At 66.4% G+C, this 22,811-nt stretch carries 23 protein-coding genes and 1 riboswitch; of the genes, 7 read left to right on the forward strand and 16 right to left on the reverse strand.

Annotated elements, in window-relative coordinates; translation table 11 throughout:
• On the forward strand, positions 1–157 hold a 157-nt coding region (locus U9979_RS12785), incomplete at its 5' end, for a BldC family transcriptional regulator (RefSeq protein WP_322779575.1).
• Positions 158–281: 124 nt separating this feature from the next.
• Here U9979_RS12785 and U9979_RS12790 read toward each other — a convergent pair.
• Positions 282–1,490, reverse strand: coding sequence for an FAD/NAD(P)-binding oxidoreductase (locus U9979_RS12790; protein ID WP_322779562.1), 1,209 nt, complete (start codon positions 1,488–1,490; stop codon positions 282–284).
• Between the two features lie 265 nt (positions 1,491–1,755).
• Between U9979_RS12790 and U9979_RS12795 the strand changes: the two genes are divergently transcribed.
• Complete coding sequence (locus U9979_RS12795) at positions 1,756–3,276, forward strand: MDR family MFS transporter (protein ID WP_322779563.1); 1,521 nt, start codon at positions 1,756–1,758, stop codon at positions 3,274–3,276.
• Between the two features lie 24 nt (positions 3,277–3,300).
• On the opposite strand, the gene U9979_RS12800 is transcribed toward U9979_RS12795, so the two are convergent.
• The 5 genes from U9979_RS12800 to U9979_RS12820 form a co-directional block, all read right to left on the reverse strand.
• Positions 3,301–3,750 (reverse strand): peroxiredoxin, encoded by a 450-nt coding sequence (locus tag U9979_RS12800; RefSeq protein ID WP_322747128.1) that lies wholly within the window; start codon positions 3,748–3,750, stop codon positions 3,301–3,303.
• Between the two features lie 151 nt (positions 3,751–3,901).
• Entirely contained in the window at positions 3,902–4,222 is a 321-nt protein-coding gene (locus tag U9979_RS12805; RefSeq protein WP_322779564.1) for a hypothetical protein, read from the reverse strand.
• Positions 4,223–4,500: 278 nt separating this feature from the next.
• Positions 4,501–4,872, reverse strand: coding sequence for a hypothetical protein (locus U9979_RS12810; protein ID WP_322747126.1), 372 nt, complete (start codon positions 4,870–4,872; stop codon positions 4,501–4,503).
• 295 nt (positions 4,873–5,167) lie between these two features.
• Positions 5,168–6,013 carry a peptidoglycan-binding protein gene (locus U9979_RS12815; RefSeq protein ID WP_322779565.1) on the reverse strand — a complete coding sequence of 282 codons (846 nt, stop codon included), beginning with the start codon at positions 6,011–6,013 and terminating at the stop codon, positions 5,168–5,170.
• A gap of 195 nt (positions 6,014–6,208) precedes the next feature.
• On the reverse strand, positions 6,209–6,886 hold the full coding sequence (locus U9979_RS12820; RefSeq protein ID WP_322779566.1) for a C40 family peptidase: 678 nt from the start codon (positions 6,884–6,886) through the stop codon (positions 6,209–6,211).
• Positions 6,887–7,000: 114 nt separating this feature from the next.
• Positions 7,001–7,159: riboswitch (cyclic di-AMP (ydaO/yuaA leader) on the reverse strand.
• Between the two features lie 446 nt (positions 7,160–7,605).
• On the opposite strand from U9979_RS12820, the gene U9979_RS12825 reads away from it, so the two are divergent.
• Positions 7,606–8,142: a peptidoglycan-binding domain-containing protein gene (locus U9979_RS12825; protein ID WP_322779567.1), complete on the forward strand. Its 537-nt coding sequence runs from the start codon at positions 7,606–7,608 to the stop codon at positions 8,140–8,142.
• A gap of 117 nt (positions 8,143–8,259) precedes the next feature.
• Here the strand turns inward: U9979_RS12825 and U9979_RS12830 are convergent, their stop codons facing one another.
• The 6 genes from U9979_RS12830 to U9979_RS12855 form a co-directional block, all read right to left on the reverse strand.
• Entirely contained in the window at positions 8,260–9,465 is a 1,206-nt protein-coding gene (locus U9979_RS12830) for an acyl-CoA dehydrogenase family protein (RefSeq protein WP_322767175.1), read from the reverse strand.
• 239 nt (positions 9,466–9,704) lie between these two features.
• On the reverse strand, positions 9,705–10,886 hold the full coding sequence (locus U9979_RS12835; protein WP_322779568.1) for an amidohydrolase family protein: 1,182 nt from the start codon (positions 10,884–10,886) through the stop codon (positions 9,705–9,707).
• A 306-nt stretch (positions 10,887–11,192) separates the two neighbouring features.
• Positions 11,193–11,453 carry a ferredoxin gene (locus U9979_RS12840; protein ID WP_322747120.1) on the reverse strand — a complete coding sequence of 87 codons (261 nt, stop codon included), beginning with the start codon at positions 11,451–11,453 and terminating at the stop codon, positions 11,193–11,195.
• A complete protein-coding gene (locus U9979_RS12845; protein WP_322779569.1) occupies positions 11,450–12,679 on the reverse strand; it encodes a cytochrome P450 in 1,230 nt (409 codons plus the stop codon). The genes U9979_RS12840 and U9979_RS12845 overlap by 4 nt, the downstream gene beginning before the upstream one ends.
• A complete protein-coding gene (locus U9979_RS12850; protein WP_322747118.1) occupies positions 12,679–13,143 on the reverse strand; it encodes a nuclear transport factor 2 family protein in 465 nt (154 codons plus the stop codon). The genes U9979_RS12845 and U9979_RS12850 overlap by 1 nt, the downstream gene beginning before the upstream one ends.
• 185 nt (positions 13,144–13,328) lie before the next feature.
• The gene (locus U9979_RS12855) at positions 13,329–14,426 is read right to left on the reverse strand and encodes an NADP-dependent oxidoreductase (RefSeq protein WP_416210434.1); all 1,098 of its coding nucleotides are present in this window, start codon (positions 14,424–14,426) and stop codon (positions 13,329–13,331) included.
• Between the two features lie 289 nt (positions 14,427–14,715).
• On the opposite strand from U9979_RS12855, the gene U9979_RS12860 reads away from it, so the two are divergent.
• The 4 genes from U9979_RS12860 to U9979_RS12875 are packed head-to-tail and all read left to right on the forward strand — an operon-like array spanning position 14,716 to position 18,887.
• Positions 14,716–16,017, forward strand: coding sequence for a CoA transferase (locus U9979_RS12860; RefSeq protein ID WP_322747116.1), 1,302 nt, complete (start codon positions 14,716–14,718; stop codon positions 16,015–16,017).
• Position 16,018: 1 nt separating this feature from the next.
• Positions 16,019–17,239 carry a CaiB/BaiF CoA transferase family protein gene (locus U9979_RS12865; RefSeq protein ID WP_322747115.1) on the forward strand — a complete coding sequence of 407 codons (1,221 nt, stop codon included), beginning with the start codon at positions 16,019–16,021 and terminating at the stop codon, positions 17,237–17,239.
• Positions 17,239–17,727 carry a Zn-ribbon domain-containing OB-fold protein gene (locus U9979_RS12870; RefSeq protein WP_322747114.1) on the forward strand — a complete coding sequence of 163 codons (489 nt, stop codon included), beginning with the start codon at positions 17,239–17,241 and terminating at the stop codon, positions 17,725–17,727. Before U9979_RS12865 ends, U9979_RS12870 begins: the two co-directional genes overlap by 1 nt.
• Before the next feature lie 17 nt (positions 17,728–17,744).
• The gene (locus U9979_RS12875; protein WP_322747113.1) at positions 17,745–18,887 is read left to right on the forward strand and encodes a thiolase family protein; all 1,143 of its coding nucleotides are present in this window, start codon (positions 17,745–17,747) and stop codon (positions 18,885–18,887) included.
• Between the two features lie 7 nt (positions 18,888–18,894).
• Here U9979_RS12875 and U9979_RS12880 read toward each other — a convergent pair whose 3' ends face one another.
• The 4 genes from U9979_RS12880 to U9979_RS12895 all read right to left on the reverse strand — a co-directional run.
• Positions 18,895–19,761, reverse strand: coding sequence for a TIGR03619 family F420-dependent LLM class oxidoreductase (locus U9979_RS12880; RefSeq protein ID WP_322779570.1), 867 nt, complete (start codon positions 19,759–19,761; stop codon positions 18,895–18,897).
• Between the two features lie 42 nt (positions 19,762–19,803).
• Positions 19,804–20,289, reverse strand: a complete 486-nt coding sequence (locus tag U9979_RS12885; RefSeq protein WP_322754156.1) for a nuclear transport factor 2 family protein — start codon at positions 20,287–20,289, stop codon at positions 19,804–19,806.
• Positions 20,290–20,346: 57 nt separating this feature from the next.
• Positions 20,347–21,846: an aldehyde dehydrogenase family protein gene (locus U9979_RS12890; RefSeq protein WP_322767044.1), complete on the reverse strand. Its 1,500-nt coding sequence runs from the start codon at positions 21,844–21,846 to the stop codon at positions 20,347–20,349.
• Positions 21,847–21,945: 99 nt separating this feature from the next.
• The coding region (locus U9979_RS12895; RefSeq protein WP_322779571.1) for an ABC transporter permease at positions 21,946–22,811 on the reverse strand (866 nt) is incomplete at its 5' end.

Raw genomic sequence — 22,811 nt, forward strand, 5'->3', positions numbered from 1 at the left:
GGCAACCATGTTCCGGGTGGACCCCAAGACGGTGACCCGCTGGGCCAAGGCCGGGAAACTGACCTCGATCCGTACCCTCGGCGGGCACCGCCGCTACCAGGAAGCCGAGGTCCGGGCGCTCCTCGCGGGCATCCAGCCCGGGGACGCCCTGGGCTAGAAGCCGTCAGGCCGAAGGCCGCGCGAACAAACCATCCTCGCGCGGCCTTCGGCCGGTGTGACCTTTCAGGCCGAAGGCCGCGCGAAAAAGCCATCCTCGCGCGGCCTTTGGCCGGTGTGACCTTTCAGGCCCGGCCTTTGAGCAGCAGATTCCAGTACATCAGCGGCAGGCCGTAGCGCTTGAGGTACCACATGTCGCGACGTTCCCGCTGGGCGTTGACCAACCATGGAGGAAACGTCGGATGGGGACGCATGGTGTAGTCGAACTCGGCCAGCAGCATCTTGTTCCGTGCAGTGGTCAGCGGACACGAGGCGTACCCGTCGTACTGTCGCGCGGCGGGTTGGCCGTTCATGACCGACAGTAGGTTCGCGACGACGACGGGCGCCTGCTTGCGGATGGCCGCGCCGGTCTTGGCATTGGGCGAGCTGCTGGCATCCCCGAGGGAGAACACGTTGGAGTAGCGAGTGTGTTGCATCGTGTGCTTGTCGACACTGACATACCCGGCCGGGCTGGTCGGGTCCGCCAACGGACTTTTCTTGATCCAGTCTGGTGCGCTCTGCGGGGGGACGAGATGCATCAGGTCATAGCCGATGTCATCGGTGACGCCGGTGGCATGGTCGATGACGACCGCACGGCGCGATTCGGGGTCGACCTCGGTGAGTTCGCTGTTGAGGCGAACCTCGATGCCATAGCGGGCCACGACCGTCGCCAGCACGTCGGCGAACTCCGGCACGCCGAACAGGGCGGGGGTGGGCAGCACGAGTACGACCCGGATGTCGTCGAGGACACCGTGCCGGCGCCAGAAGTCGCACGCCAAGTACGCGATCTTCTGGGGAGCGCCGCCGCACTTGATCGGCCCTGCGGGCATCGTGAACACCGCGGTGCCCGACCGCAGCGAGCGGATCATCTCCCAGGTCTTGGGTGCAAGGTCGTAGGTGTAGTTACTCGACACCCACGGCGTGGTGACGGCCTCCCCCATCCCGGGAATCGTCGTCCAGTCGAGTTGGATTCCCGGACAGACGACGAGATGGTCATAGCCGATCCGCGCACCGCCACCGGTGGTGACGATCTGATTGTCGGTGTCGATCGTCTCGGCGCGGTCGCGGATCCAGGCGACGCCGGCGGGCATGACCCCGGCCTGCGGGCGGGCGCTGCTCGCAAGAGGTGCGCACCCGCCCCCGACGAGGGTCCACAGCGGCTGGTAGTAGTGGGTTTCGGCCGGGTCGATGAGGCCGACGTCGACGCTACCGGCGCGGCGCAGGCGGGCCGCGACGGAAATTCCGGCACTTCCCCCGCCGATGATGAGCGTGGTGTGGTGGCTGGTCGTAGCCATGGGCAGCATCCCTTGTGCACCGACAGGTGGGGTCAGGCCGGATCGGTGATGATGGGCGGGCCGACGATCAGGCGCGTGCGGCGCAGCCATCCCTCTTCCCGCAATGATCATAGCAGCGTCGCCCGTACCGCCGAGTGTGATCCTCAGAGCGCCCGGCAACAGGGCGCCCGGTTCAGATCAGCGACGGCTCCGGAACGGATCGCCATGGTAAACTTGTATGCGGCAACAAATATGGGCTACTCGCAGCTGGAAAGGTCAGCGCTTCATGACTGCCACCATCGAGGCGCCACCTCCGGGATCGGCGTCGGCACCGGGTGCAGACACCACCCCGTACTCACAGCGGCAGATCACGACCATCATGTCCGGGCTGATGCTCGGCGTACTACTCGCGGTCCTCGACCAGACGATCATCTCGACTGCGCTGACCCGGATCAGCCAGGACTTCCACCGGCCCGACCTCTACAGCTGGGTCGTGACCTCCTACCTGCTGACCTCAACGGCGAGCACTCCGCTCTACGGCAAACTGGGTGATCTCTACGGTAGAAAGACCATCTTTCAGATCGCCATTGCAATCTTCCTGCTGGGATCGGCACTGGCCGGCCTCAGCCAGAGCATGCTCCAGCTGATCATATTCAGAGGTGTGCAGGGCGTAGGTGCCGGCGGCCTGATCTCGCTGGCGCTCGCGATCATCGGCGATGTCATCTCACCCCGCGAACGAGGCAGGTACCAGGGCTACTTCGGAGCGGTGTTCGGTGCCGCCAGCATCCTCGGCCCGCTGATCGGAGGCTTCCTGGTCGACCAGGCGTCCTGGCGCTGGGTGTTCTACATCAACATCCCCCTCGGCGTCATCACGCTCATCGTCATACACAGGGTATTGACGATCGACTATGTGCGGCGTAGGGCTCGCCTGGACATTTTCGGAGCCCTGCTGCTCGTCAGCGGGGTGTCGCTGTTCCTGATCGCCGTGCAGGACGCCGGGCAGCAGGCACGGATCACCGAGACGATCTGGATCCTCGCCATCGTCGGGCTCGCACTCATCGTCGGATTCCTCGGCTGGGAACGGCGGGTGGCCGAACCGATACTGCCCCTGCGGCTGTTCCGCAACGCGGTCTTCCGCGTGACCAGCACGCTGTCACTCGTCACCGGCGCGATCATGTTCGGCGCGATCATCTTCCTGCCGCAGTACCTCCAGTTGGTGCGCGGCATCAGCCCCACGCTGTCGGGCCTGCGGCTACTGCCGCTACTCGCAGGCATGCTCATCACCTCGATCGGTTCCGGTCGGCTGGTGACGAAGCTGGGACGATACAAGATCTTCATCGTCGTCGGCACCGGGGTCATGACTGCGGGCATGGCCCTGTTCGCCCTCATCCGCGTCGACACCAACGGCTGGGTTCTCTCCGCCATGCTGTTCGTCGCCGGCTTCGGCCTGGGTCTATTCATCCAGAACACCGTCCTGGCCACGCAGAACGGGGTCGCCATCGGTGATCTCGGCACCGCTACCTCTGCCGTCACGTTCCTGCGGACACTCGGCGGCGCGGTCGGCGCCTCCAGCCTGGGCGCGATCATCATCGCCTACCAGCGCTCGCATCTGGCCGACAACATCAAACACTACGGCCCCCGTGAAGGACCGCGCCAGACGTTCACCCATGGAATGGACCGCGCCTACCTGTGGACGATCCTGATCGGACTCGTCGCCTTCGCGCTTTCGTTCTTTCTTCGGGAAGTGAGGCTGCGCACCACCGCTGCCACCAGCGCTCGCACCGCCACCGCCGAATCCCCGGGATAGCCCGGTCCCCTCGCCTTTGGCCCTTTACGCGGCGTCGGCGCGCAGCGCAGCCAGTGCGGTGTCCGCGTGCCGGCTCATGGACAGCTCGGAGTCGATGCGCGCAAGCACCGTGCCGTCCGTGCGCAGGACGAACGTGGCGCGCTTGTTCGGGCCCACCTTGCGCCGGACGCCAAACGCCTGCGCGATCGTGCGGTCGGTGTCTGCGACCAATGGAAAGCCGAGCGAATGCTTCGCGCTGAACGCGGCCTGCTTGGCGACGTCGTCGGCACTGATCCCGACGATGCCGGCGCCCAACGCGGCGAACTCACCGGCCAGGTCGCGGAAATGACAGCTTTCCCTGGTACAGCCGTACGTCATCGCCGCCGGGTAGAAGAAGACCACCAGCGGACCCTTGGCCAGCAGGCCGGCCAGGTGCAGCACCGCGCCCGTCTCATCGACACCCGACAGATCCCCAACCTGATCCCCGACATCCATGCGGCAATCCTCACCTAATCACGGGATGAAACGTATGACATACTACCGGATCGGAGATCGGGATGCGCCTGCCGTACGGATCTCAAGATCCAATTGGCGGCAAAAGGTCGTCAACACTGTTGACTAAAAACACCCGGAAACAGGGCGTAGATCAAGAAGCGGAATTTCGATCGCGCCAGTCATCAAGGGGCACTGTCGTGGGATGCGAGCCCGCGCCGGATCGCAGGTAGCGATACCAGACAAGCGCTGCCGGACGAACACGCGGATCGTCGGCGAGGCTGGCCCGCACGAGATTCACGCCGGTGCGGTCCAGCACACCGTCGACGGCGTCGGCGGCGACGTCGGAAGTGGCCACTCGGCCGGGCACGAGGATGCGGGCGATGAACAAACCGAGCTTGAACAAATCGGAACTGATGGACTGCGGCTCGTATCGACGCGGGGGCCGCACAGCAACGCCCGCCGCGTCTGTCACGCGGTGATGATGGCTGCCTCGTAGCAACCGAAGCCCCCCGAATGCCTGCTGCTATTCGTGACCTTACAGGTCACTATAGTGATCAGAAAAGCAGCATAGCCCCGAGGCCGGACATGTCGTCCACGTGACCGCACGATTGGGGGCACGGTGGGAACGCGGTGTGGGCACCATGATGGCACAGGCCGCGGCGGCCACGCCCGAAATGTTCCGGACGCGGCCTGTGCCGCATAGCCGCGGACCCGGTCCTGCCGCGTGCCGATCCCAGCCGGAATCAGATCTCACCCAGGATCCGCAGGCTGCTCCGATCCGCCGAATGCCTGCCGTGATCCGCCGAGGGGTTCGGCCTGCTCCTCGCCCGCGGCCTCGGTGCTCCGCTGGTCCTCGGCGGTCGCCTGCTCGGCCCCGCCCTCGGCCTGCGCCGACTGGCCGACCCCCGCTGCGACGCCGACGAGTTCCCGCAGGCGGGCCTCGACGTAGGGCTCGGTGTAATGCGACCTGTCCGCGATCCGCCGCACGAGATCGTTGACGCTGGAAGCGGCTTCGAGATCAGCGGTGCTGACCTGGACGAACTGGTCGAGAATCTGGTGCCGGATCTCCTGCCAGTTCTGCCGCAGATACTGCTCCACCTGCTGCGCCTGCTGCTGCTCCATTCGATCACCTCCACATCGAGATGTCATTTACAGGCATAAATCTATGCCACCCACACCAGGAGTCAACCGGAAATCATGATGGTCCTGCCGCCAAACGCAGAATGATGCAAAAATACGGAGACGGGGTCGATGTCGACCGCAGCATAATTTACCTGGAAAAGCCTTGTTATTATTTGTGCTCCTGACATGCCAGTGGGTCACGAAGCCGTTCAAATGCATCCCGACGGATGCGCTGAAATCCGCTGCTCTCCGCGACAATACAGACAGAATCTGATGACCTATCCGGTAATGGGACCTACGCGGTGAAAGAGAACAGCGCAGCGCGGGTCCGCGCCCCGACCACGCCATCGGCCGCAAGTCCGTGCCGGCGTTGGTATGCCTTCACCGTATTTGTGGTATGTGGCCCGAACTTTCCGTCCGCCACGACAGGGTAGCCACGTCCGGTCAGCGCTCGCTGAATCTGGCGCACGCCGGGACGCCCGCGGTGGGTGTAGCGGACTTCCCGCGCTCGGGGCACCGGATCGGCGACCCGTCGTGCCGGCGCCACGTCGGCCGCAGCGGTCCGGTCCGGCGTAGTGACCGGTGTAACCGGTGTACTGACCGGCCCAGTAGGACCACCTGGGCCGGTGGGATCGGCCTGGTAAGTGCCTGTCGCGCCATCACCAGCTGCCTCGGTGGCGGCTGCCGCAGCCCGCCCGAGGTACACGCGGTAGGACCCGTTGGTGTACGTGCTCCATGCTCCGATGCCCTGCATGTCGCACACCCGTTTGGCGGCCTGGGCGTTGATGGCTGGATCGAACAGATCTGCCCCGCCGACCCAGCCCGCATGCGCCCGCATGTTGATCTGCCACAGTCCCCGGGAATCCTCGCCATTGGGGTTGTGCGCGTTCGCGTTGCCGCCGGACTCGGCCAGCGCGACCGCGACCCAGGTCTGCAGCGGCTTCCCGTCGCAACCGCCAAGTCCCGCCTTCCTGCCGGCACCGGCGATGGAAGCGTCGGGAACAGGTGTCGCAGCGACAGAACTCGTGCCGGGCGCAGGCGCCGTACCGGCACCGGGCGATGCGGTGGGGTTCGCGCTCGCCGGACCCGCGGTCAGCATCATTCCCGCCGTCGCGCCGATGACACCGGCGGTGGCAGCCACCGCGCCGCGATTGTACTGGGACTGCTTTCTGTGCCTTCCCCTGGTCATTATCAGATATCTCACTTCAGTATCGTCGATCGGCTCATGGGCGCCGCGCGGACGCACCCGTCACAGCCAAGCTGGCGGAATGCCCACGGTGGGGCACGCGGCAGCCCGGCCATGACGGGTCGCATGTCTGTTAACAGTCGAGCCAGGTCACCCCAGGCGGCCAACGAGATAACTCGTGGAATAAATCTTCTGAAGCCGGACGACGGTTCCGCTGTGGGGAGCGGCCCACATCATGTCGGCCCCGGCGTAAATCGCCACGTGATGGATGTTTCCGGGCTGCCCGAAGAAGATGAGATCACCGGGTTGCTTGGCATCCCGCGATATCTTCTGCGACGCCGCGTACTGGGCGTCGGTCACTCGCGGCACGCTCCGGCCGAGCTGTTTGTAGATGTACTGGACAAGCCCGGAACAATCAAAGGAGTTCGGACCCTGGGCGCCCCACACGTATGGCTTGCCCGCCTGCTTCGATGCCAAATAGACGATCTTCTCACCGAGACTGGCAGTGGACGCCGCGGAACCGTCCTGCTGCGACGATGCACTGTCCGGCGGTGCCGAGAGGCCGCCAGTCTGGGCCGACACCGAACCAGCAGCCGACGCCGAACCAGCGGCCGACGCCGGGTCGGACGCCGAGGGCGAATCGGACGCCGAGGGCGCGGTCCCGGCGTCACCGGCAGCGGTGTCACCGGCCCAGGTCTGCGCAGTGGCAGTGGTGGCAGTGGTGGCAGTGGTCGAGCCGGCCGGACTGTCAGCCCCGGCGTCGTTCGCCAGTGCGGGGGCCGCAAAAGCGGTCAGAGCGACGGTCCCGGTGGCCGCGGCGGCAACCACCGCACGTGCGGACCGGCGGCGGAAGCTGGACCTGGCGGTCGGTGCACGGTGGCGACCGTGTCCGGACGGAACCCCGTCAGCAGAATCTGCACACGCCTGATATGCAGGCAACAATGATCCTTCCCGTACGCCTGCGAGGTTAGCTGTCGGGTTCGGGCCGGGAAGCCCGGTCAGCGCGGAGATCCGCGGCCGACTTCACCCCGAGGACGGCGCCACAAGGGCGACGTCCGCCAAGTCCTGGTTCCCCCGCTGCTGCCCTGGTGATTACTAGAAGGGAACACCGGACCGAGGGCAGAACTCGGCGTTCGGCCCGGTGTTGCTGAGAGCCCGGCCACGGTAGCGAACTACACGCTGTGACCGCAAGGGCCATTTTCCGCGAATCTCGACGCATGTCGACTACTATGCGTGTCAATCATCCGGCCGGCCGGTCAGAGAAATCAGATCAACACCGCTGGCAGTGGATCGAGCGCGGCGGCAGAGTACCGACATACATTGGCCGCCAGAGCACGCACGGTGATACCGATGAGGAAACAGGCCAATCGACGGGGTACGTCTTGTCTCATCTGGCAGGGGTTCTGGCAGGGGTTCTGGCATCGTCTTCGGTCGAATCCTTACCATCGGTCCCGGCCGCCAACACGGCGTCGCCGAAAAGGAGTCAGCGATGACGGCTGTGCAACAGTTGGTCGAGCATGCGTTGGCGGAGGTCGGCTACGCCGGGGATGGCCACAATCACACGAAGTACGGTCACCACGATCTGGTCCTGGGCGCGAGCCCATGGCCTGGTCGTCGAACGCACCGGCAATAATATTGCCACGGTCGAAGGTAACGTCGGAAACGATCAGGTACTACGCAGAACCTGGCTGGCCGGCGGTATACTCATCGTTGGATGCGTGAACTGGCAGTCGATGTTCAGCGGTGGCCCGCGCTTCCCGCTCGCCCCCCAGAATTCGCCGAACCGGTTCGCCTACTTCCCGACGAGCGCGCGCGGGTCCCTCGACCAGGGCGAGTCAGGGGTGTTCCCGGATCTGCGCCACCCGGTCACGACCGCTCAGAACGCGCTCAACATCGCTACGGGCCGGGAGGGCGATAATCGCCTGTTCTCCCCGGACGGCGCCTTCGGCCCGCTGACGGAAAAAGCGTTCCGTGATTTCCAGGAATTCTGCCGGTTGAACGACCCGGCGGTGGCAGTCACCGGTGTGGTCGACCGGACGACCTGGCGTCTTCTCGACTATTTCCTCGACATCAAAGGTCGGTGAACCGACGCCTACGCGATCTTTCGAGGTTTGTGCGATCGACAAGGACTCTTCCGTCGCACAAACCTCGAAAAATCATCTAGCCGGCCGGCAGACGCTAGCCGGCAGACGCTACGATCGTCATGACGCGCTCGCATGGTTGTCGAGGTGACGGCGGACCACACGACGGGCGATCGCCCAGCGGTGGGTCTCCGACGGCCCGTCATAGATACGGAACGGGCGGACCTCGCGCAGGAAGCGCGAGAGCAGCACATCCCCGGAGATACCGAGGGAACCACAGATCTGCAGCGAACGGTCGACGACCCGCCAGACGGCCTCGGCGGTGAACGTCTTCGCCACCGCGGTCGACTGAGCCCCGGAGCGACCCTGGTCGAGTTCCCAGCATGCCTGCAGGACCAGCCCGCGGGACGCCGCGATATCAATCTCATTATCCGCGATCATCGCCTGGACCATGCCCAGCTCCGCCAGCCGGGAACCGAACAGCCGCCGGTCCGCCGCCCGGGCCACGGCGATATCCTGGGCCCGGGCGGCGATCCCCAGCCAACGCATGCAGTGGGTCGTCCGCGCCGGCCCGAGGCGAACCTGGGCATAGTCGAAACCCTTGTCCACCTCGCCGAGAACCGCGTCGTGCGGCACCAGGCAGCCGTCGAACAGCATCTCGCAATGACCGCCGTACAGGCTCTCGTCGAGGGTCTCGACATGACGGACGATCTTCATTCCGGGGTTGTCCGCGTCGACGAGGAACATCGTCGCTCCACCGCGGTGACCCGGTTCGCCCGATGTGCGGGCCATGCAGATCGCATATGCGGCACCGTCCGCGCCGGTGATGAACCACTTACGGCCGTCGATCCGCCAGCCGCCCGGCTCCTTTGCAGCGCGCGTGGTCAGAGCGGTCGGATCCGACCCCGCTCCGGGCGCGGGCTCGGTCATCGCGAAGCAGGACCGCACCTCGCCCGTTGCCAACGGCCGCAGATACCGCTCCTTCTGCTCAGCCGTCGCGATGGCCTCCAGCATGTGCATGTTGCCCTCGTCGGGGGCGGCGATGTTCAGTGCCAGCGGGCCGAACAGCGAGTAGCCCGCCGCCTCGAAGACGGGTGCGCGTCCGCGCATGTCCAGGCCGTGCCCGCCGAACTGCGCCGGCACGTGCGGGGCGAAGAGCCCCGCGTCCTTCGCCGCCTGCTGTAGCCGCGCCCGCATCGCGTCACCGCCGCGCGCGGCCACGCCTGCGAACGCCTCCTCCTCGGGGACGACGACGCTGCGCACGAACTCGGCAGTGCGTCTGGCGAGTTCACTGACCACCGGGTCATGGCCAAGATCAATGGACACGTGAACCTCCTTCATACCGGCCGGCGTCGCCCAAAGGAGACCCGCCGCGGATCTGGCCGAGAATCGTCAGTTTTCCGTCAGCAAAGCAGGCCGGTCGACTCGTGCACAAGGAACAGGCGCCACTGAAGATCAAATCGCGAACGAGGCTCGTCAACATTGTTGACTATCATGTGTGCACGCGGACGGCCCGAACCAACTCGCACTCCGCGCCCACCGACGGCGGGCCCGGTCGGGCCGGATCAGTCCAGATGGTAGATGCGGGCGGCGTTGTCGTGCAGGATCTTGCGCAGCGCGTCGCCGGGCAGCTGCGCGAACGCCTCCGCGACGAACAGGTCCGGCCGGATCGCCGCGCTCGCCGGGCCGGGCGACATGCTCGTCGGGTGCGGGAAGTCGGTCTCGTAGAGGAAGTTGTCGGCTCCGAGAAGTTCGATCGCCTGCAGGGCGGTCTCCCGCTCGAACCAGAAACAGCCGAAGATCTGGCGCTGGAAGTACTCGCTGGGCAGCAGGTCGTATTCGGGGTGTTCGATCGGGACGCCGCAGTTCCTCCACTGCCAGTCCAAAGCGGCGAGGGCGTAGGGGAGCCAGCCGATTCCGCTCTCGACCGAGACGAAATTCAGCCTCGGGAAGCGGTGGCAGATCCCGGCACAGATGACGGTCGCGATGGCGCGGGCGTTGCCCATGAAGAAGGAAACCCCGACCGAGGCGTAGTTCGCGTGGATCCCGTTACCCGGGAAGTTCTTCTCGATCAGGGACAGGTCGCCCGATGCGATGTGGAAGTTCACCGGAACGCCGAGATCCTGGGCGGTCGCCCAGATCGGGTCCCAGTGCGGATCACCGAGCAGCGGAAGACCGAAGAAGTCGGTCTCCTGAGCCATGATCACGCCCCGATGCCCCATCGCGACTGTTCGTTCGATCTCAGCGACGCTCGCCGCCAGATCCCAGAAGGGCAGCGCCGCCATGGGCAGCAGCCGGGACGGGTCCGCGCTCGCCCAGTCGGTCTGATAGTCGTTGTACGCCTGGATGCAGCGCACCATCAATTCGGGATCCTTGAGTCCGAGGAACCTCCCGGTACCGAACCCCGCCACGTTGGGATACAGCACCTGCGCCCAGATCCCGTACTCGTCCATTTTGCGCAGCCGATCGGGGGCGTTCCACAGCGCCGGGTCGACGTCGGCGAGGCGCCGGGGATGCTTCGGCGGGAACTCCGCCCAACCGGCCATCGCTCCGCCCGCGGTGGCCGACAGGCGCGCGTCGCCGAAATACCACGCCTCCTCCTGGAGGTCGTCATCCCAGCGGACGTGCGGAACCAGATCACCCCACTTCGCCGTGGAGATCCGCGACGTCCACAGATCAGCGGGTTCGATCACATGGGTATCCGCGTCGATCACTCTGATGCCATCGGTCACTGCCGTCCCGGCCATGACGCCGCTCCCCTCGAGGTCTTCGGGAGACGCCGGATGTCACGACGCGCGTCCCGGCCGCACTCTGATGTGATCTATACCTTATTTCTTATGAGGAAATCCGACAAGCGGTCCCGGAAATGTAGCGCGGACGCGATTTCCTCTCGCCGAACGGAAAGACCGGTCCACATTGCGGCCTCGAACGACTTCGGCTACCGCAGGCACTGGCCCGGCCACCTGGGCGACCCCATCGAGTGCTGCCCAGGCGCCGACCCACGGCGCACGCGTCCGGCTCACGCGGCCCGATCCACCCAGGTACCTCACATGTCAGACGTCCACCGCCGGCCCCGGCGGACCGGCCGCGACCGTGATCGCGTCTTCCGGACACGAACTGGCGCCGAGCCGGGCCGCTTGTGCCCGGTCCGCGGTCACCACGAAGGTGACGCCGCGGGGGAGGCAGAAACCGTCGTCATCGGTGTCGAACACCTCCGGAGCGAGCGAATAGCAGCGGCCCTGCCCGGTACACCGGGTGGGGTCGACCATGATCTGCACGGTGAGCCGCTCCCCCGTTGTCGGATCGGCGGTCATGACCGGTCCCAGACCAGCGGCAGGGCGACCAGCCCGGCCGCACCACCGCGCTCCAGCACCGGCTCACCGCCCGCGATCCGGTAGTCGGGGATCCGCCGGTGCCACTGCTCCAGCGCAACCGCCATCTCGGCGCGCGCGAGATGGGAGCCCAGGCACCGGTGCGGTCCGGCGGCAAAGGAGATGTGCCGGTTGACCGCACGGTCGAGATCGACCTGGTCAGCGTCTGGAAACGAGCGCGGGTCGCGCATGGCCGCACCGAGCAACAGCAGCGCCATGTCCCCCTTCTTCATCGGGCAGCCGTGGAAGTCCACGTCACGGGTGATCTTTCGGCCATCCTGGATGATCGGGAACGCCCGCAGGAACTCCTCGACCGCCGTCGGCACCACCCCCGGTTCGGTCACCACCCGTCGACGGTGCTCCGGCGTCGTCGCCAGATGGTGGAACGCATAGCTCAGCTGGCTCTTGACGGTGTCGAGACCCGCAAGCACCAACACAACGCACATCTGCAGAATCTCGTCATCACGCAACGGTCTATCTTCATAACGTGCTGTCATGAGATAGCTGACGAAGTCACTCTCGGGGTCGCGCAGCGTCGCCCGCCGATCCGCGACGACACCGATGAAGTACTCGGTCATCGCGCCCATCGCCGCCATCGTCCGGGCCTGGCCCTCAGGATCGGTGAAGGCGTCGAAGACCGTGTCCACCCACTCGACGAACAACGCGTCATCGGTCTCAGGCAAACCCATGATCGACAAAAACACCCGGGTCGGGTACACCGCCGCGAAGTCGGCCACGAACTCGCAGCCACCGGAGTCGAGAAAGGCGTCGATGGTCCGGTCGCACAGTTCGCGCATCCGGGGCGTCGCCCGGGCGACCGCACGGGGTGAGAAGGGCGGGTTGAGGATCTGACGGTACCTGCCGTGCTCGGGCGGGGCGACATTGGTCGGAATCCAGCGGTAACCCGGGTTCGGGTCCAGGACGATCACCGAGTCGCTACCGAAGACCTCGGGGTTCTGGTAGGCCTCGCGGCACTGATCAAAGCGGGTGATCATCCAGAAGCCGGCCCCGAAACTGTTCCAGTAGACGGGGGACGCCTCACGCAGCTGCGCCATCTCTCCGATGCCCGCCAGCACCGGCCGCGGCGACATGATGTCGTAGTTGACCACCGGGCAGGACCCGGCGGGCGTCGCGCGCTCCGGCATGGGTGTGGGTACGGGCGCCGACATCAGCCGAGTGCCAGACTCTGGTCGAACGTCCGGACCTCGATCCAGCCGATCTCGAGTTGGATCTCGGTGATGACCCAACCGTCACCGTCGCGGCGCAGCCGGTTGCGGTAACGACTGGACATCTGCAGAACCTGGTTGGGGTCGTCGGCGGCAACCTGGTGGGAGGTGAGGTAGGCGAGCGCCGAGGCCTGATCGCCTTCGACGTCGACGTGGTAGACAGACACAAGGTGATGTTGGAAGCCGCGGTCCGCCGTCATCTTGTCGACCCAGGCCACGATGGCATCGGCGCCCTCGACCCACTCGCTCCACGTACCGGCTGCGGTGAAGCGCATCCGGGCGTCGTCGTCGAACACCGTGCGTAAACCTACAAAATCCTTCTGGTCGACCGTCGAACAGTAACGGTAGAGCGTGTCGCTCGCGTTGATGTGGTCGCGGACATCCTCGAACGTCTTCACAGTGGTCATCCGGTGCTCCTCCTGCCATGGGGGGATCGGTTGCGGTGACTTGCAGTGACTTGCGGTGACACTGTCAACCGGCCGGTCCGCATCGCTCTGGCGGGTCGATTCCGGCCGCATGTCACACCTTCGTCGACGGCTGAAGGCGAGGTTGGAGACAGATTCCTTATAACGAACTAGCTTGTCAAGGGTGATCAGTGATCCGATTCGCTACCAGCGGACTGGTCGAGACACACGATCATTTTCCCGACGTTGTCGCCGCGGAGCATGGCCAGGAAGGTCGGCCAAGCGGCCTCAATACCACCGTGGACAACCGTCTCGACACTGCGGACAGCGCCCTCGCGCAGCCAGCGCGACATGTCACCGGTGAATGCGGCGCGCTGGTCGGCATGGTCACCGACGAGGAAACCCGCCATCCGCAGCCGCCGCCAGATCATCAGCAGCAGGTTGCGTGGACCGGGTACGGGCTCGGTCGCGTTGTAGGTGGAGATCGCCCCGCAGAGCGCGATGCGGCCGAACGGGCGCATCACCCGGATCGCGGCTTCCAGCTGTTCTCCCCCGACGTTGTCGAAATACACGTCCAAACCGTCGGTGTCAAGCTGCGCGAGAGCCGCGGAGAGCGACGCCCGCACAGGCTGATCACGGTAGCTGAACGCGGCGTCGAACCCCAGATCCTCGGTGAGAAAGCGGACCTTCTCCTCGGAGCCTGCACTGCCGATGACACGGCAGCCCATGACCTTGGCGATCTGACCGACCGTGGCGCCCACCGCACCGGCCGCCGCCGAGACGAACACGGTTTCTCCGGGTGTGCACGCGGCGACGTGGCGCAGCCCGACATAGGCGGTCATACCCGTGATGCCCAGTGCACCGAGGTACGTGGAGTCGGGAAACCCGGTCGTGTCGACGGGTTCAACATCGACGGGTTCAACATCCGCGGCGGCTACCAGCGCGTACTCCCGCCATCCCGCCCGGTGGACCACGTGCCGGCCGACCGGGATGGCGGACACACCGGACGCAACCACCTCGCCGACCGCGTGTCCCTGCATCGGGGCGCCGAGCGCATAGGGCTCGACATACGAGGCCACCGCACTCATCCGGCCACGCATGTACGGTTCCACCGACATCACGGTGTTGTGCACGAGGAGCTCACCAGCGCCGGGGTCGGGTATGTCGACCTCGACCAGAGCCACATCGTCGTCCGTCGGCCATCCCGCAGGACGGCGCATCAGGTGCCATTCCCGGCTACCGGTCACCGCTGGCTCCTCTCCACCCGGTTCGCCCCGCCGGCGCATCGTCATCGGCTATTGCTCGCGCCATGACCGCGGTGGACTGCGGTGGACTGCGCCATGCCGGATTCGCACAATATTCGTCGTGATGAAAAGCCACAAGGGTCATGTCGCCCCTTCCCGCCGCCGGCTGGGCGGGTGACCGCGTCACCACCATCTCCACCGTCGACGACAGGCTAAAGCAGACCAGAGCAGACCAGAGCAGGCCAGGCCAGAGCGGTCGCAACCGGGGCTTGCGGCTTTTCATCATGAGAAATAAAGTCGGCTACACACCCGCGTACAGGGAGGTCACACGGTGGACGCTCGGCATCCGTCGCTGGTGCAACGGCAGCCCCGGGCCCGACGCGGGCCGCTGTCGGGCATCCGCGTGGCCGACTTCTGCTGGATGGGCGTCGGTTCCGTCGCCACCCGCATGCTCGCGGACTTCGGCGCCGAGGTCATCAAGATCGAAAGCCGGACCCGGCTGGACATGCCCCGCCGATTACCGCTCTACAAGAACGACTCCCGCTCGTTCGGCGCGGAGGATCCCGATCCCGACCCGGACAAGGGCGGACTGTTCAACAACTACAGCCGCAACAAACTCGGCGTGACAATCAACATGCGGTCCGTCGAGGGCCGGGAACTGGCCGAACGACTCATCGCACAAAGCAGTGTGGTGACGGAGAACTTCGCTCCCGGCGTCATGGCAGGCTGGAATCTGACCTACGAACGACTACGCGCGCTGTGCCCCGAGGTCATCTACGCCCACATGAGCGGTTTCGGCCAGAGCGGCCCGCACCACACGTACCGCAGCTACGGGCCGGTGGTGCAGGCGGTCAGCGGACTGTCCTTCATCAGCGGCCTACCCGACCGGGAGCCCTCGGGTTGGGGTCTGTCCTACATGGACAACCAGGCTGCCTACTACAACAGCGCGGCCCTGCTCATGGCGATCATGCATCGCAACGCGACCGGGAAGGGCACGGAAATCGACACCTCCGCCGTGGAGGTCGGCGTCAGCCTGCTCGGTCCCGATCTGCTGGACGTCACCGTGAACGCACGACCGACCCGCCGGCCGGGCTTCCCCCCGGGTAACCGGCTGGAACACCCGCAGGCTGCCCCGCACGGGGTGTACCCCTGCGCCGGCGAGGACCGGTGGGTGGCCGTCGCAGTCTTCGACGACACCGACTGGCACCGTCTGACCGAAGCCATCGGCAACCCCGCATGGACGACGGACCCGCGTTTCGCCAGCGGATCGAGCCGGTTCGCCCACGCTGACGCGCTCGACGCCCACCTCGCGGAGTGGACCAGACAGCGGTCACCGCATGAGGTCATGACACTGCTGCAGGACAACGGCGTCTGTGCAGGTGCCGTCCAGGACGCGCGCGACCTCAACGAGGTCGACCCGCAGCTTGCCCATCGCGGCACGTTCTTCGAGTTGGACCACCCGGTGATCGGCCCGGCGCGCTTCGAGGGGACACCGGTGGCGTTCTCCCGTATCGAACAGGACAACTGGCGGTCAGCCCCGCTGCTCGGCGAGGACAACTCCTACGTGTTCAGCGACATCCTCGGCCTGTCCACGAACGAAGTGGCCGACCTCGCCGCGGCGGGTGTGATCTGAGATGACCACGTCCCAGACCGGGACACCCGGTTCCCCGCCGCTTCCGTATTCGGGGCTGACGGTCGTCGAGTGGGCGGGTGACCCCGCTGGTGAAGGGACCGGACGACTCCTCGTGGAGCTCGGTGCCGACGTGATCAAGATCGAACCACCGCAGGGATCACCGACGCGGCGGATCGGTCCCTTCGCGCACGACGTCGTCAGCGCCGACACGAGCCTGACGTTCTGGTACTACAATTTCGGCAAGCGCAGCGTGGTCTCCGACGGATCGGAATCGGACCAGGCGTTGTTGCACCGCCTGCTCGTCGGCGCGGACGTCCTGCTCATCACCTTGCGCCCGCGCGAGATCGCCGCGGCCGGCCTGGACTACTCCGAGCTGCTGGCCACGCATCCGCAACTGATCATCTTGTCGGTCACCGCGTTCGGGCTGGACGGCCCGTGGGCGGACTACCGCACCTGCGATCTGGTCGGACTCGCCGCGGGCGGCCCGCTGGCCAGCTGCGGCTATGACGACCACTCGATCCCGCCCATCCGCCCCGGCGGCAATCAAGGTTACCACACGGCGACGAGTTTCGCCCACTGCGGCCTGCTGCTGGCATTACTCGATCGCCAGCGGACAGGTGCGGGGCAGCTGGTGGACGTGTCCATGCACGAGTCGCTCGCTGTCAGCGGGGAACTGGCGAATCCATACTGGTTCTACCCGAAGGTCCTCGTGCACAGGCAGACCTGTCGCCACGCCCAGCCCGTGCCGACACAGCCGGCGCTGTTCCGCTGCGCCGATGGCCGATGGGTCTACTTCGCGCTCATCCTCGCCGACCGCAAGCCATGGGATGCGCTGGTCGCATGGATGGAAAGCCTCGGCGTCGCCGCGGACCTGACCGACACAGCCTACGATGATCTGGCGCACCGCCAGCAGAACTTCGCACACATTCAGGAACTCATCGAATGCCTGTTCCTCCTGCAGGACGCCACGACGGCCTACCACGAGGGGCAACGGCGCGGGCTGCCGATCGGGCCGGTCAACGCCCCCGAGGATGTCCTGGACGACGAGCACCTGCAGGCGAGGAACTTCTTCACCACGGTCGCCTTCGACAGCGATCTCAGCGCGTTGGTCCCGACGAGCCCCTACCGGTTCTCGTCCTTCCAGACCGTTGCTCCCACGCGGGCGCCACGGTTGGGTGAACACACTGGACACGTACCCGCCGCCGAGGAGGCAGACCGATGATGAGCAGACCTGTAGTACGGACACGGCCGGTGGACGACGGACTGTTCGTCGAGGGCGACGACGGGCCCAGCCTCGTCGCGAGCAGCTGCCGGTCGTGCGGGACGACGACCTTCCCGCGCCAGCAGTCGTGCCCGAAATGCACCCGAATGGACATGACGGACCGCCTTCTCCCCCGCAGCGGCACACTGTGGTCCTTCACCGTGCAGAGTTTCCGTCCCAAACCGCCCTACGCCGGTCCGGAGCCGTTCACGCCCTTCGGCGTGGGATACGTGGAGCTTCCCGGCGCGGTCATCGTCGAGGCCGTCCTGACCGAAAACGACCCGCAGCGGCTGCACATCGGGGAGCCGATGGAGCTGGTCCTCGTGCCCTTGTGTCACGACGACGACGGCACCCAGGTCCTCACCTACGCGTTCTCCCCCGTCCGATCCGGTGACCCGGAACGGGGATCAGACGGAAACCAGACCCCGAACCTGGGTAACCACAAGTAACCACAAAGGAGTGCGCCGTGGATGTCGCCATCGTGGGCATCGGAATTCATCCGTTCGGGCGACACGAGGGGGTTAGCGGACGGGCGCAGGGAGCCTACGCGGCCCGGGCTGCGCTGACTGACGCGGGCCTGGAATGGCCCGACATCCAGTTCGCCTTCGGCGGCAGCCTCGCGGCAGGGGCCGCCGACTCGCTCGTCTCGGACCTGGGGCTGACCGGCATCCCGTTCATCAACGTGGCCAACGGATGCGCGACGGGCGGCAGCGCACTGATCAACGCAGACAGTACCATCAGGTCGGGCGCGTACGAACTCGGGATGGTGATCGGCTTCGACAAGCATCCGCGGGGTGCCTTCGACACCGACCCCGCGGCGGTCGGCCTGGGGCAGTGGTACGGCGAAACCGGACTCATGCTGACGACCCAGTTCTTCGGGATGAAGGCGCAGCGCTACCTGCACACGTACGGCCTCAGTCCGTCGATACTGGCGAAGGTGGCGGTCAAGGCCTTCTACAACGGTTCGCTGAACCCCAACGCGTGGCGCCGTATCCCGCACACGGAAGAAGCGATCATGTCGTCGACGATGGTGAGCCATCCGCTGACGCAGTACATGTTCTGCTCGCCGGGGGAAGGCGCAGTCGCGCTCGTGCTGTGCCGGGCGGACCGCGCGCGCAGGTACACCGACACGCCGGTGTACCTGCGGTCCGCGGTACTACGTTCACGCCGGTTCGGCTCGTTCGAGGTGTTCAGCCCGTGGCTGGCGCTGGAACGCGCTGACAGCCCGAGTGTGGACGCGGCCCGGGCGGCGTTCGAGCTGGCCGGGGTCGCCCCCGGCGATGTCGACGTCGCGCAGATCCAGGACACCGAGTCCGGGGCGGAGATCTGTCACATGGCCGAGTGCGGCCTGTGCAAAGACGGTGAGCAGGAGGAACTGCTGGCAACGGGTGCCACCGGGATCGGCGGCAGCCTTCCGATCAACACTGACGGTGGCTGCCTCGCCAACGGCGAGCCGATCGGCGCGTCGGGTCTGCGTCAGGTGTACGAGAACGTCCTGCAGCTGCGCGGGGCCGCCGCGGCGCGACAGGTGCCCGCGAACCCGACGGTGGCGTTCAGCCACGTCTACGGCGCGCCGGGGGTCAGCGCCTGCACCGTGCTGACCCGCTGACCGGCCGTCAGATCATGAATCTGTCGGCAGCGCGGGCGAGACACGCTCGCTTCTGCGCCAGGTCGGCCCCGCGCCATATCTGGTCCGCCCACACGACCAGGTTGATGATCCCCTCGGCCTCGTAGCGGGGCACCAGTTCCAGATCCTGGCCTTCCAACCGGAAGTAGCAGGCAATCATCGCGCGCCCGTACTGTTCGCACAGTGCCGCGAGCCGGTCGCGAAGCCGTACCGCGTCGGAGAAGGAAGGCGTGCCGGAACTGAACCAGGCGTCCCCCAGTCGGGCTGCGCGATGCAGCGCCCGATCCGTGTTCCCCCCGAGGACGAGCGGCACCGCAACGGGCCGGGGGGTGACCTGGATCCTGCCGGTCGTGAAGTGGGTACCCTGATGCTCGAAGGGTCCTCCGCTCCAGGCCGACCGCAGGACCTCCAGGCACTCCTCGAGGCGGGATCCACGTTCGTCGAACGGCACGCCGAGGGCGGCGAACTCCTCGCGCAGCCAACCGGCTCCGACCCCGAGCATGAACCTGCCGGCAGCGATCTCCTGCGTCGTGCAGGCGGCACGAGCTGTCAGAAGCGGATGACGTAACGGCAGGATGTAGATGCCCGTCGCGAGCTTCACCCTCGTCGTGAGCGCTGCGGCGGCACTCAACGCCGACCACGGGTCCAGCAGCTTCGTGGCCGGGTCGATGATCGGCCGGGTGTGATGCTGGTGCGCCGTTTCGCCCTGGGTGGGGTGCTCGCTGGAGTAGTCGTACGGCAGGACGAGATGCTCGCCGAGCCAGAGGGCATCGAAGCCGAGGTCGTCGGCCGCCACGGCGAGGTCCAGTAGGTCACGCGCACCCATGTCGTATACCGACAGGCCGATCCGCATCATCGTCCCTTCCGGCCTCAGCTGAATCTCACCGGTCCGGCCGCGTCAACGGGGATACACCTGGGGGCCGCTGCCGCCGACGGCAGCGAGGTAACCAGTGGAGTCCACCCGACGCTCGCCCCAGAGAATCTCGAAAAGAAGCCTGCTGATTTTCCAACCGTCCGCTGTGCGTCGCAGCTGGTTATGGTACCGGCCGACGAGCACGTGCACCGTTTCCGGCGATGCGCGGAACACCTGGTGCGAGGTGTGGTAGATGAGCGCCGTGGCGTGATCCGCTACAAGGTCCACATGGTAAACACTGAGCAGATGATGCTGCCAGACGCATTCCCGGGTGCCTTCGTCGATCCAATTGGCGACCGCGTCACCGCCGACGATGGGATCAGCGTTGCCGTACTGCGCCCACAGGTCGTCGGCGAGGGTCACACGGATCCCGTCGACATCCCGTTTGTCGATACACGACGCATACCTGTAAAGCACCTCGGTAACGTCGGCGCGGTCCAAGCCAGCCTCAATCTCGGCCGCTGTACGCATGCTCGCTCCCTTCGCAGCCGTCCCGGCGGGTGCCACGTCTGCTGCGGCGCTGCCGTGTCAAGCCCCGACCTTCATCCACACGCTCTTGAGCTGGGTGAACTCGTCGAGAGAGGCCGCGCCCAGGGTGCGGCCATGCCCGGAGTACTTCACACCGCCGTAGGGCACCGTCGGGTAGACCATCTGGAAGGTGTTCACCCACACCGTGCCTGTCCGTAGCGCTCTGCTCATGCGGTGTGCCAGGCCCAGGTCGTTGGTCCACACGCCGGCCGCCAGGCCGTACTCGGTGTCGTTGGCGATGGCGATGGCCTCCTCCTCCGAGCCGAACTCCAGCACGGACATCACGGGCCCGAAGATCTCCTCGCGGGCGATCCGCATGTCGTTGCGCACGGATGTGAACACCGTCGGCTGGTGGAAGTAGCCGACATCGCCGTGACGCTCACCGCCGAGCACCAGCTCCGCGCCCTCGTCACGGCCGTAGCCGACGTAGCGCTGCACCCGCTCCAGCTGTTCCGCGGACACCAGCGGTCCCATCTGGCTACTGGGGTCGAAACCCGAGCCGAGCCGGATGTCACGCGACCCTTCAATGATCATGCTTACCAGTTTGTCGTGCACGGAACGGTGCACCAACAGACGGCTACCCGCGGTGCACACCTGTCCGGATGCGCCCCACACCGCGGCCATGGCCGCTGCGGCGGCGGCCTCCAGGTTGGCGTCGGGGAAGACGATGAACGGGCTCTTGCCGCCGAGTTCGAGGCTCACCCGCTTCACCCGTGCGGCGGCGGCCGCCTGGATCGCGCAACCGGTCGCCACGGACCCGGTGAACGACAGGGCGTCGATGTCGGCAGAGGCGACGAGTGCGGCGCCCACGACCTCACCGACACCTTGAACGACGTTGAAGACCCCCGGCGGAATCCCCGCCTCGAGCGCCAGCTCCGCCATGAGAACCGCCGACATGGGGGTCTGCTCGGCCGGCTTCAGCACGACGCTGTTGCCCGCGCTGATGGCGGCGGCCACCGAGGCGAACACGGCCGTCGGCCCGTTCCACGGAGTGATCAGGCCGACGACGCCGATCGGCTCCCGGTGCTGATACACGGCCAGGTCCGACGGTACCGACGGGATCGTTCCGGAAAGCTTGGAGGGCCAGCCCGCGTAGTAGTCAATACCGTCGACCGCGAACTGGACGATGAAGCCCTCATAGAAGCGCAGCAAGCCCGCGTCGATCACATCGATCTCGGCGAAGACGTCCGCCCGCTCCGTCAGGAGGCTGGAGAGCCTGCGCATCCGGCGTTCTTTTTCCAAGGGCGGGAGGAACCGCCACCGGCCGTCATCGAAGGCTGCGCGTGCAGATTGTGCGGCCCGTTCGGCGTCGGCCACCGAGCCGGCAGCGGCGGTGGCGACCTGCCGTTCCGTCGCGGGATCGACGACCGCCATCGTCGCTCCGTCGGCAGCCGGGACGACCTCACCGTCGATAACGTGACCGAACAGGGGGCGTGCCAGCTGCCGTGCGGTTTCCGCCGAAATCGGATATGTCGAGGAATTGTCCGACGTACTGATCACCGAAGGTACTCCGATCCGGTAGGGGAGATATCTGCAGAAAAAGGTTCCGATGCACTGAAAGCGACTGCGCTGAGAGCAACCGGCAACAGGGACACGGCGTCACGGAGCCGGGGCACGTGGCTCGCCGGTCGCGACGGGCTCAGGCTGCGCGCCGGACTCGGACCCGGACGTGGACTCGGACTCGGCAGCCGCCGCCTGCGTTCGCCGGCTGCGCCGGGTCTGGGCGACCTGTCGACTCGCCAGCGCGACGGCGATCAGCAGGGCCACGCCCTGGAACAGCGGCTGGATCCAGAAGGTGCCGGGCCCGAAGGCCAGTTGCAGGCCCTTGACACCGAACGCGAGCGCGAAATATGCGACCAGCGTGCCCCACACGTTGGGCCGCCGGGAGAACTGCGACGCCCCGAAGAACACCGCTGCCAGCGCGGGGAACAGCAGACCTGAACCGGAGTCCGCGGTATAGACGCCGACCCGCATCGCGTAGATGACGCCGGCGATCCCGGCCACCCCGCCGGAGGCGATGAGCGAGCCGTAGACGAGCCGCTCCGCCGGCAGGCCGGCCAGCCGGGCGGCCTCCGGGTTGCTGCCGACCGCGAACAGGTAGCGCCCGACCGGCGTGTGCTCCAGAACGAACCACAGGATGACCGCCAGCGCCAGCAGGTAGAGCACGACCACCGGAACGCCCAGCAGGTTCGTGCTGCCGAGCGTCGCGAACCGGTCGGAGAACGCGCCGGTGATCTGGCGGTTGTCAGAGACCTTCAGGCCCACGGCGGTGAGCACCTGGCTCACGCCGAGGGTGGCTATCAGCGAGTTGACCCGGAGCCGCACCACCAGGAAGCCGCTGACCAGTCCGACCAGACAGCACACCAGCACTGCGCCGAGGCAGACCAGGCCGACCGGGATGTCGGTGTTGGCCGCGAACCAGTTGATCAGTACCAGCGACAGACCCATCATCGCGCCGATCGACA

Origin of the sequence: Protofrankia sp. Cas4 (assembly GCF_963555915.1) — a bacterium.
GTDB lineage: Bacteria > Actinomycetota > Actinomycetes > Frankiales > Frankiaceae > Protofrankia.

Bases quoted from the DNA above. Each gene is read 5' to 3' on its own strand.
- U9979_RS12885 (WP_322754156.1), bottom strand. From the start codon at position 20,289: ATGCGTACAGCGGCCGAGATTGAGGCTGGCTTGGACCGCGCCGACGTT.
- U9979_RS12800 (WP_322747128.1), bottom strand. From the start codon at position 3,750: ATGGATGTCGGGGATCAGGTTGGGGATCTGTCGGGTGTCGATGAGACG.
- U9979_RS12880 (WP_322779570.1), bottom strand. From the start codon at position 19,761: ATGATGCGGATCGGCCTGTCGGTATACGACATGGGTGCGCGTGACCTA.
- U9979_RS12865 (WP_322747115.1), top strand. From the start codon at position 16,019: ATGACCACGTCCCAGACCGGGACACCCGGTTCCCCGCCGCTTCCGTAT.
- U9979_RS12870 (WP_322747114.1), top strand. From the start codon at position 17,239: ATGAGCAGACCTGTAGTACGGACACGGCCGGTGGACGACGGACTGTTC.
- U9979_RS12840 (WP_322747120.1), bottom strand. From the start codon at position 11,453: ATGACCGCCGATCCGACAACGGGGGAGCGGCTCACCGTGCAGATCATG.
- U9979_RS12790 (WP_322779562.1), bottom strand. From the start codon at position 1,490: ATGGCTACGACCAGCCACCACACCACGCTCATCATCGGCGGGGGAAGT.
- U9979_RS12835 (WP_322779568.1), bottom strand. From the start codon at position 10,886: ATGGCCGGGACGGCAGTGACCGATGGCATCAGAGTGATCGACGCGGAT.
- U9979_RS12845 (WP_322779569.1), bottom strand. From the start codon at position 12,679: ATGTCGGCGCCCGTACCCACACCCATGCCGGAGCGCGCGACGCCCGCC.
- U9979_RS12850 (WP_322747118.1), bottom strand. From the start codon at position 13,143: ATGACCACTGTGAAGACGTTCGAGGATGTCCGCGACCACATCAACGCG.
- U9979_RS12825 (WP_322779567.1), top strand. From the start codon at position 7,606: ATGGCCACAATCACACGAAGTACGGTCACCACGATCTGGTCCTGGGCG.
- U9979_RS12855 (WP_416210434.1), bottom strand. From the start codon at position 14,426: ATGCGCCGGCGGGGCGAACCGGGTGGAGAGGAGCCAGCGGTGACCGGT.
- U9979_RS12810 (WP_322747126.1), bottom strand. From the start codon at position 4,872: ATGGAGCAGCAGCAGGCGCAGCAGGTGGAGCAGTATCTGCGGCAGAAC.
- U9979_RS12795 (WP_322779563.1), top strand. From the start codon at position 1,756: ATGACTGCCACCATCGAGGCGCCACCTCCGGGATCGGCGTCGGCACCG.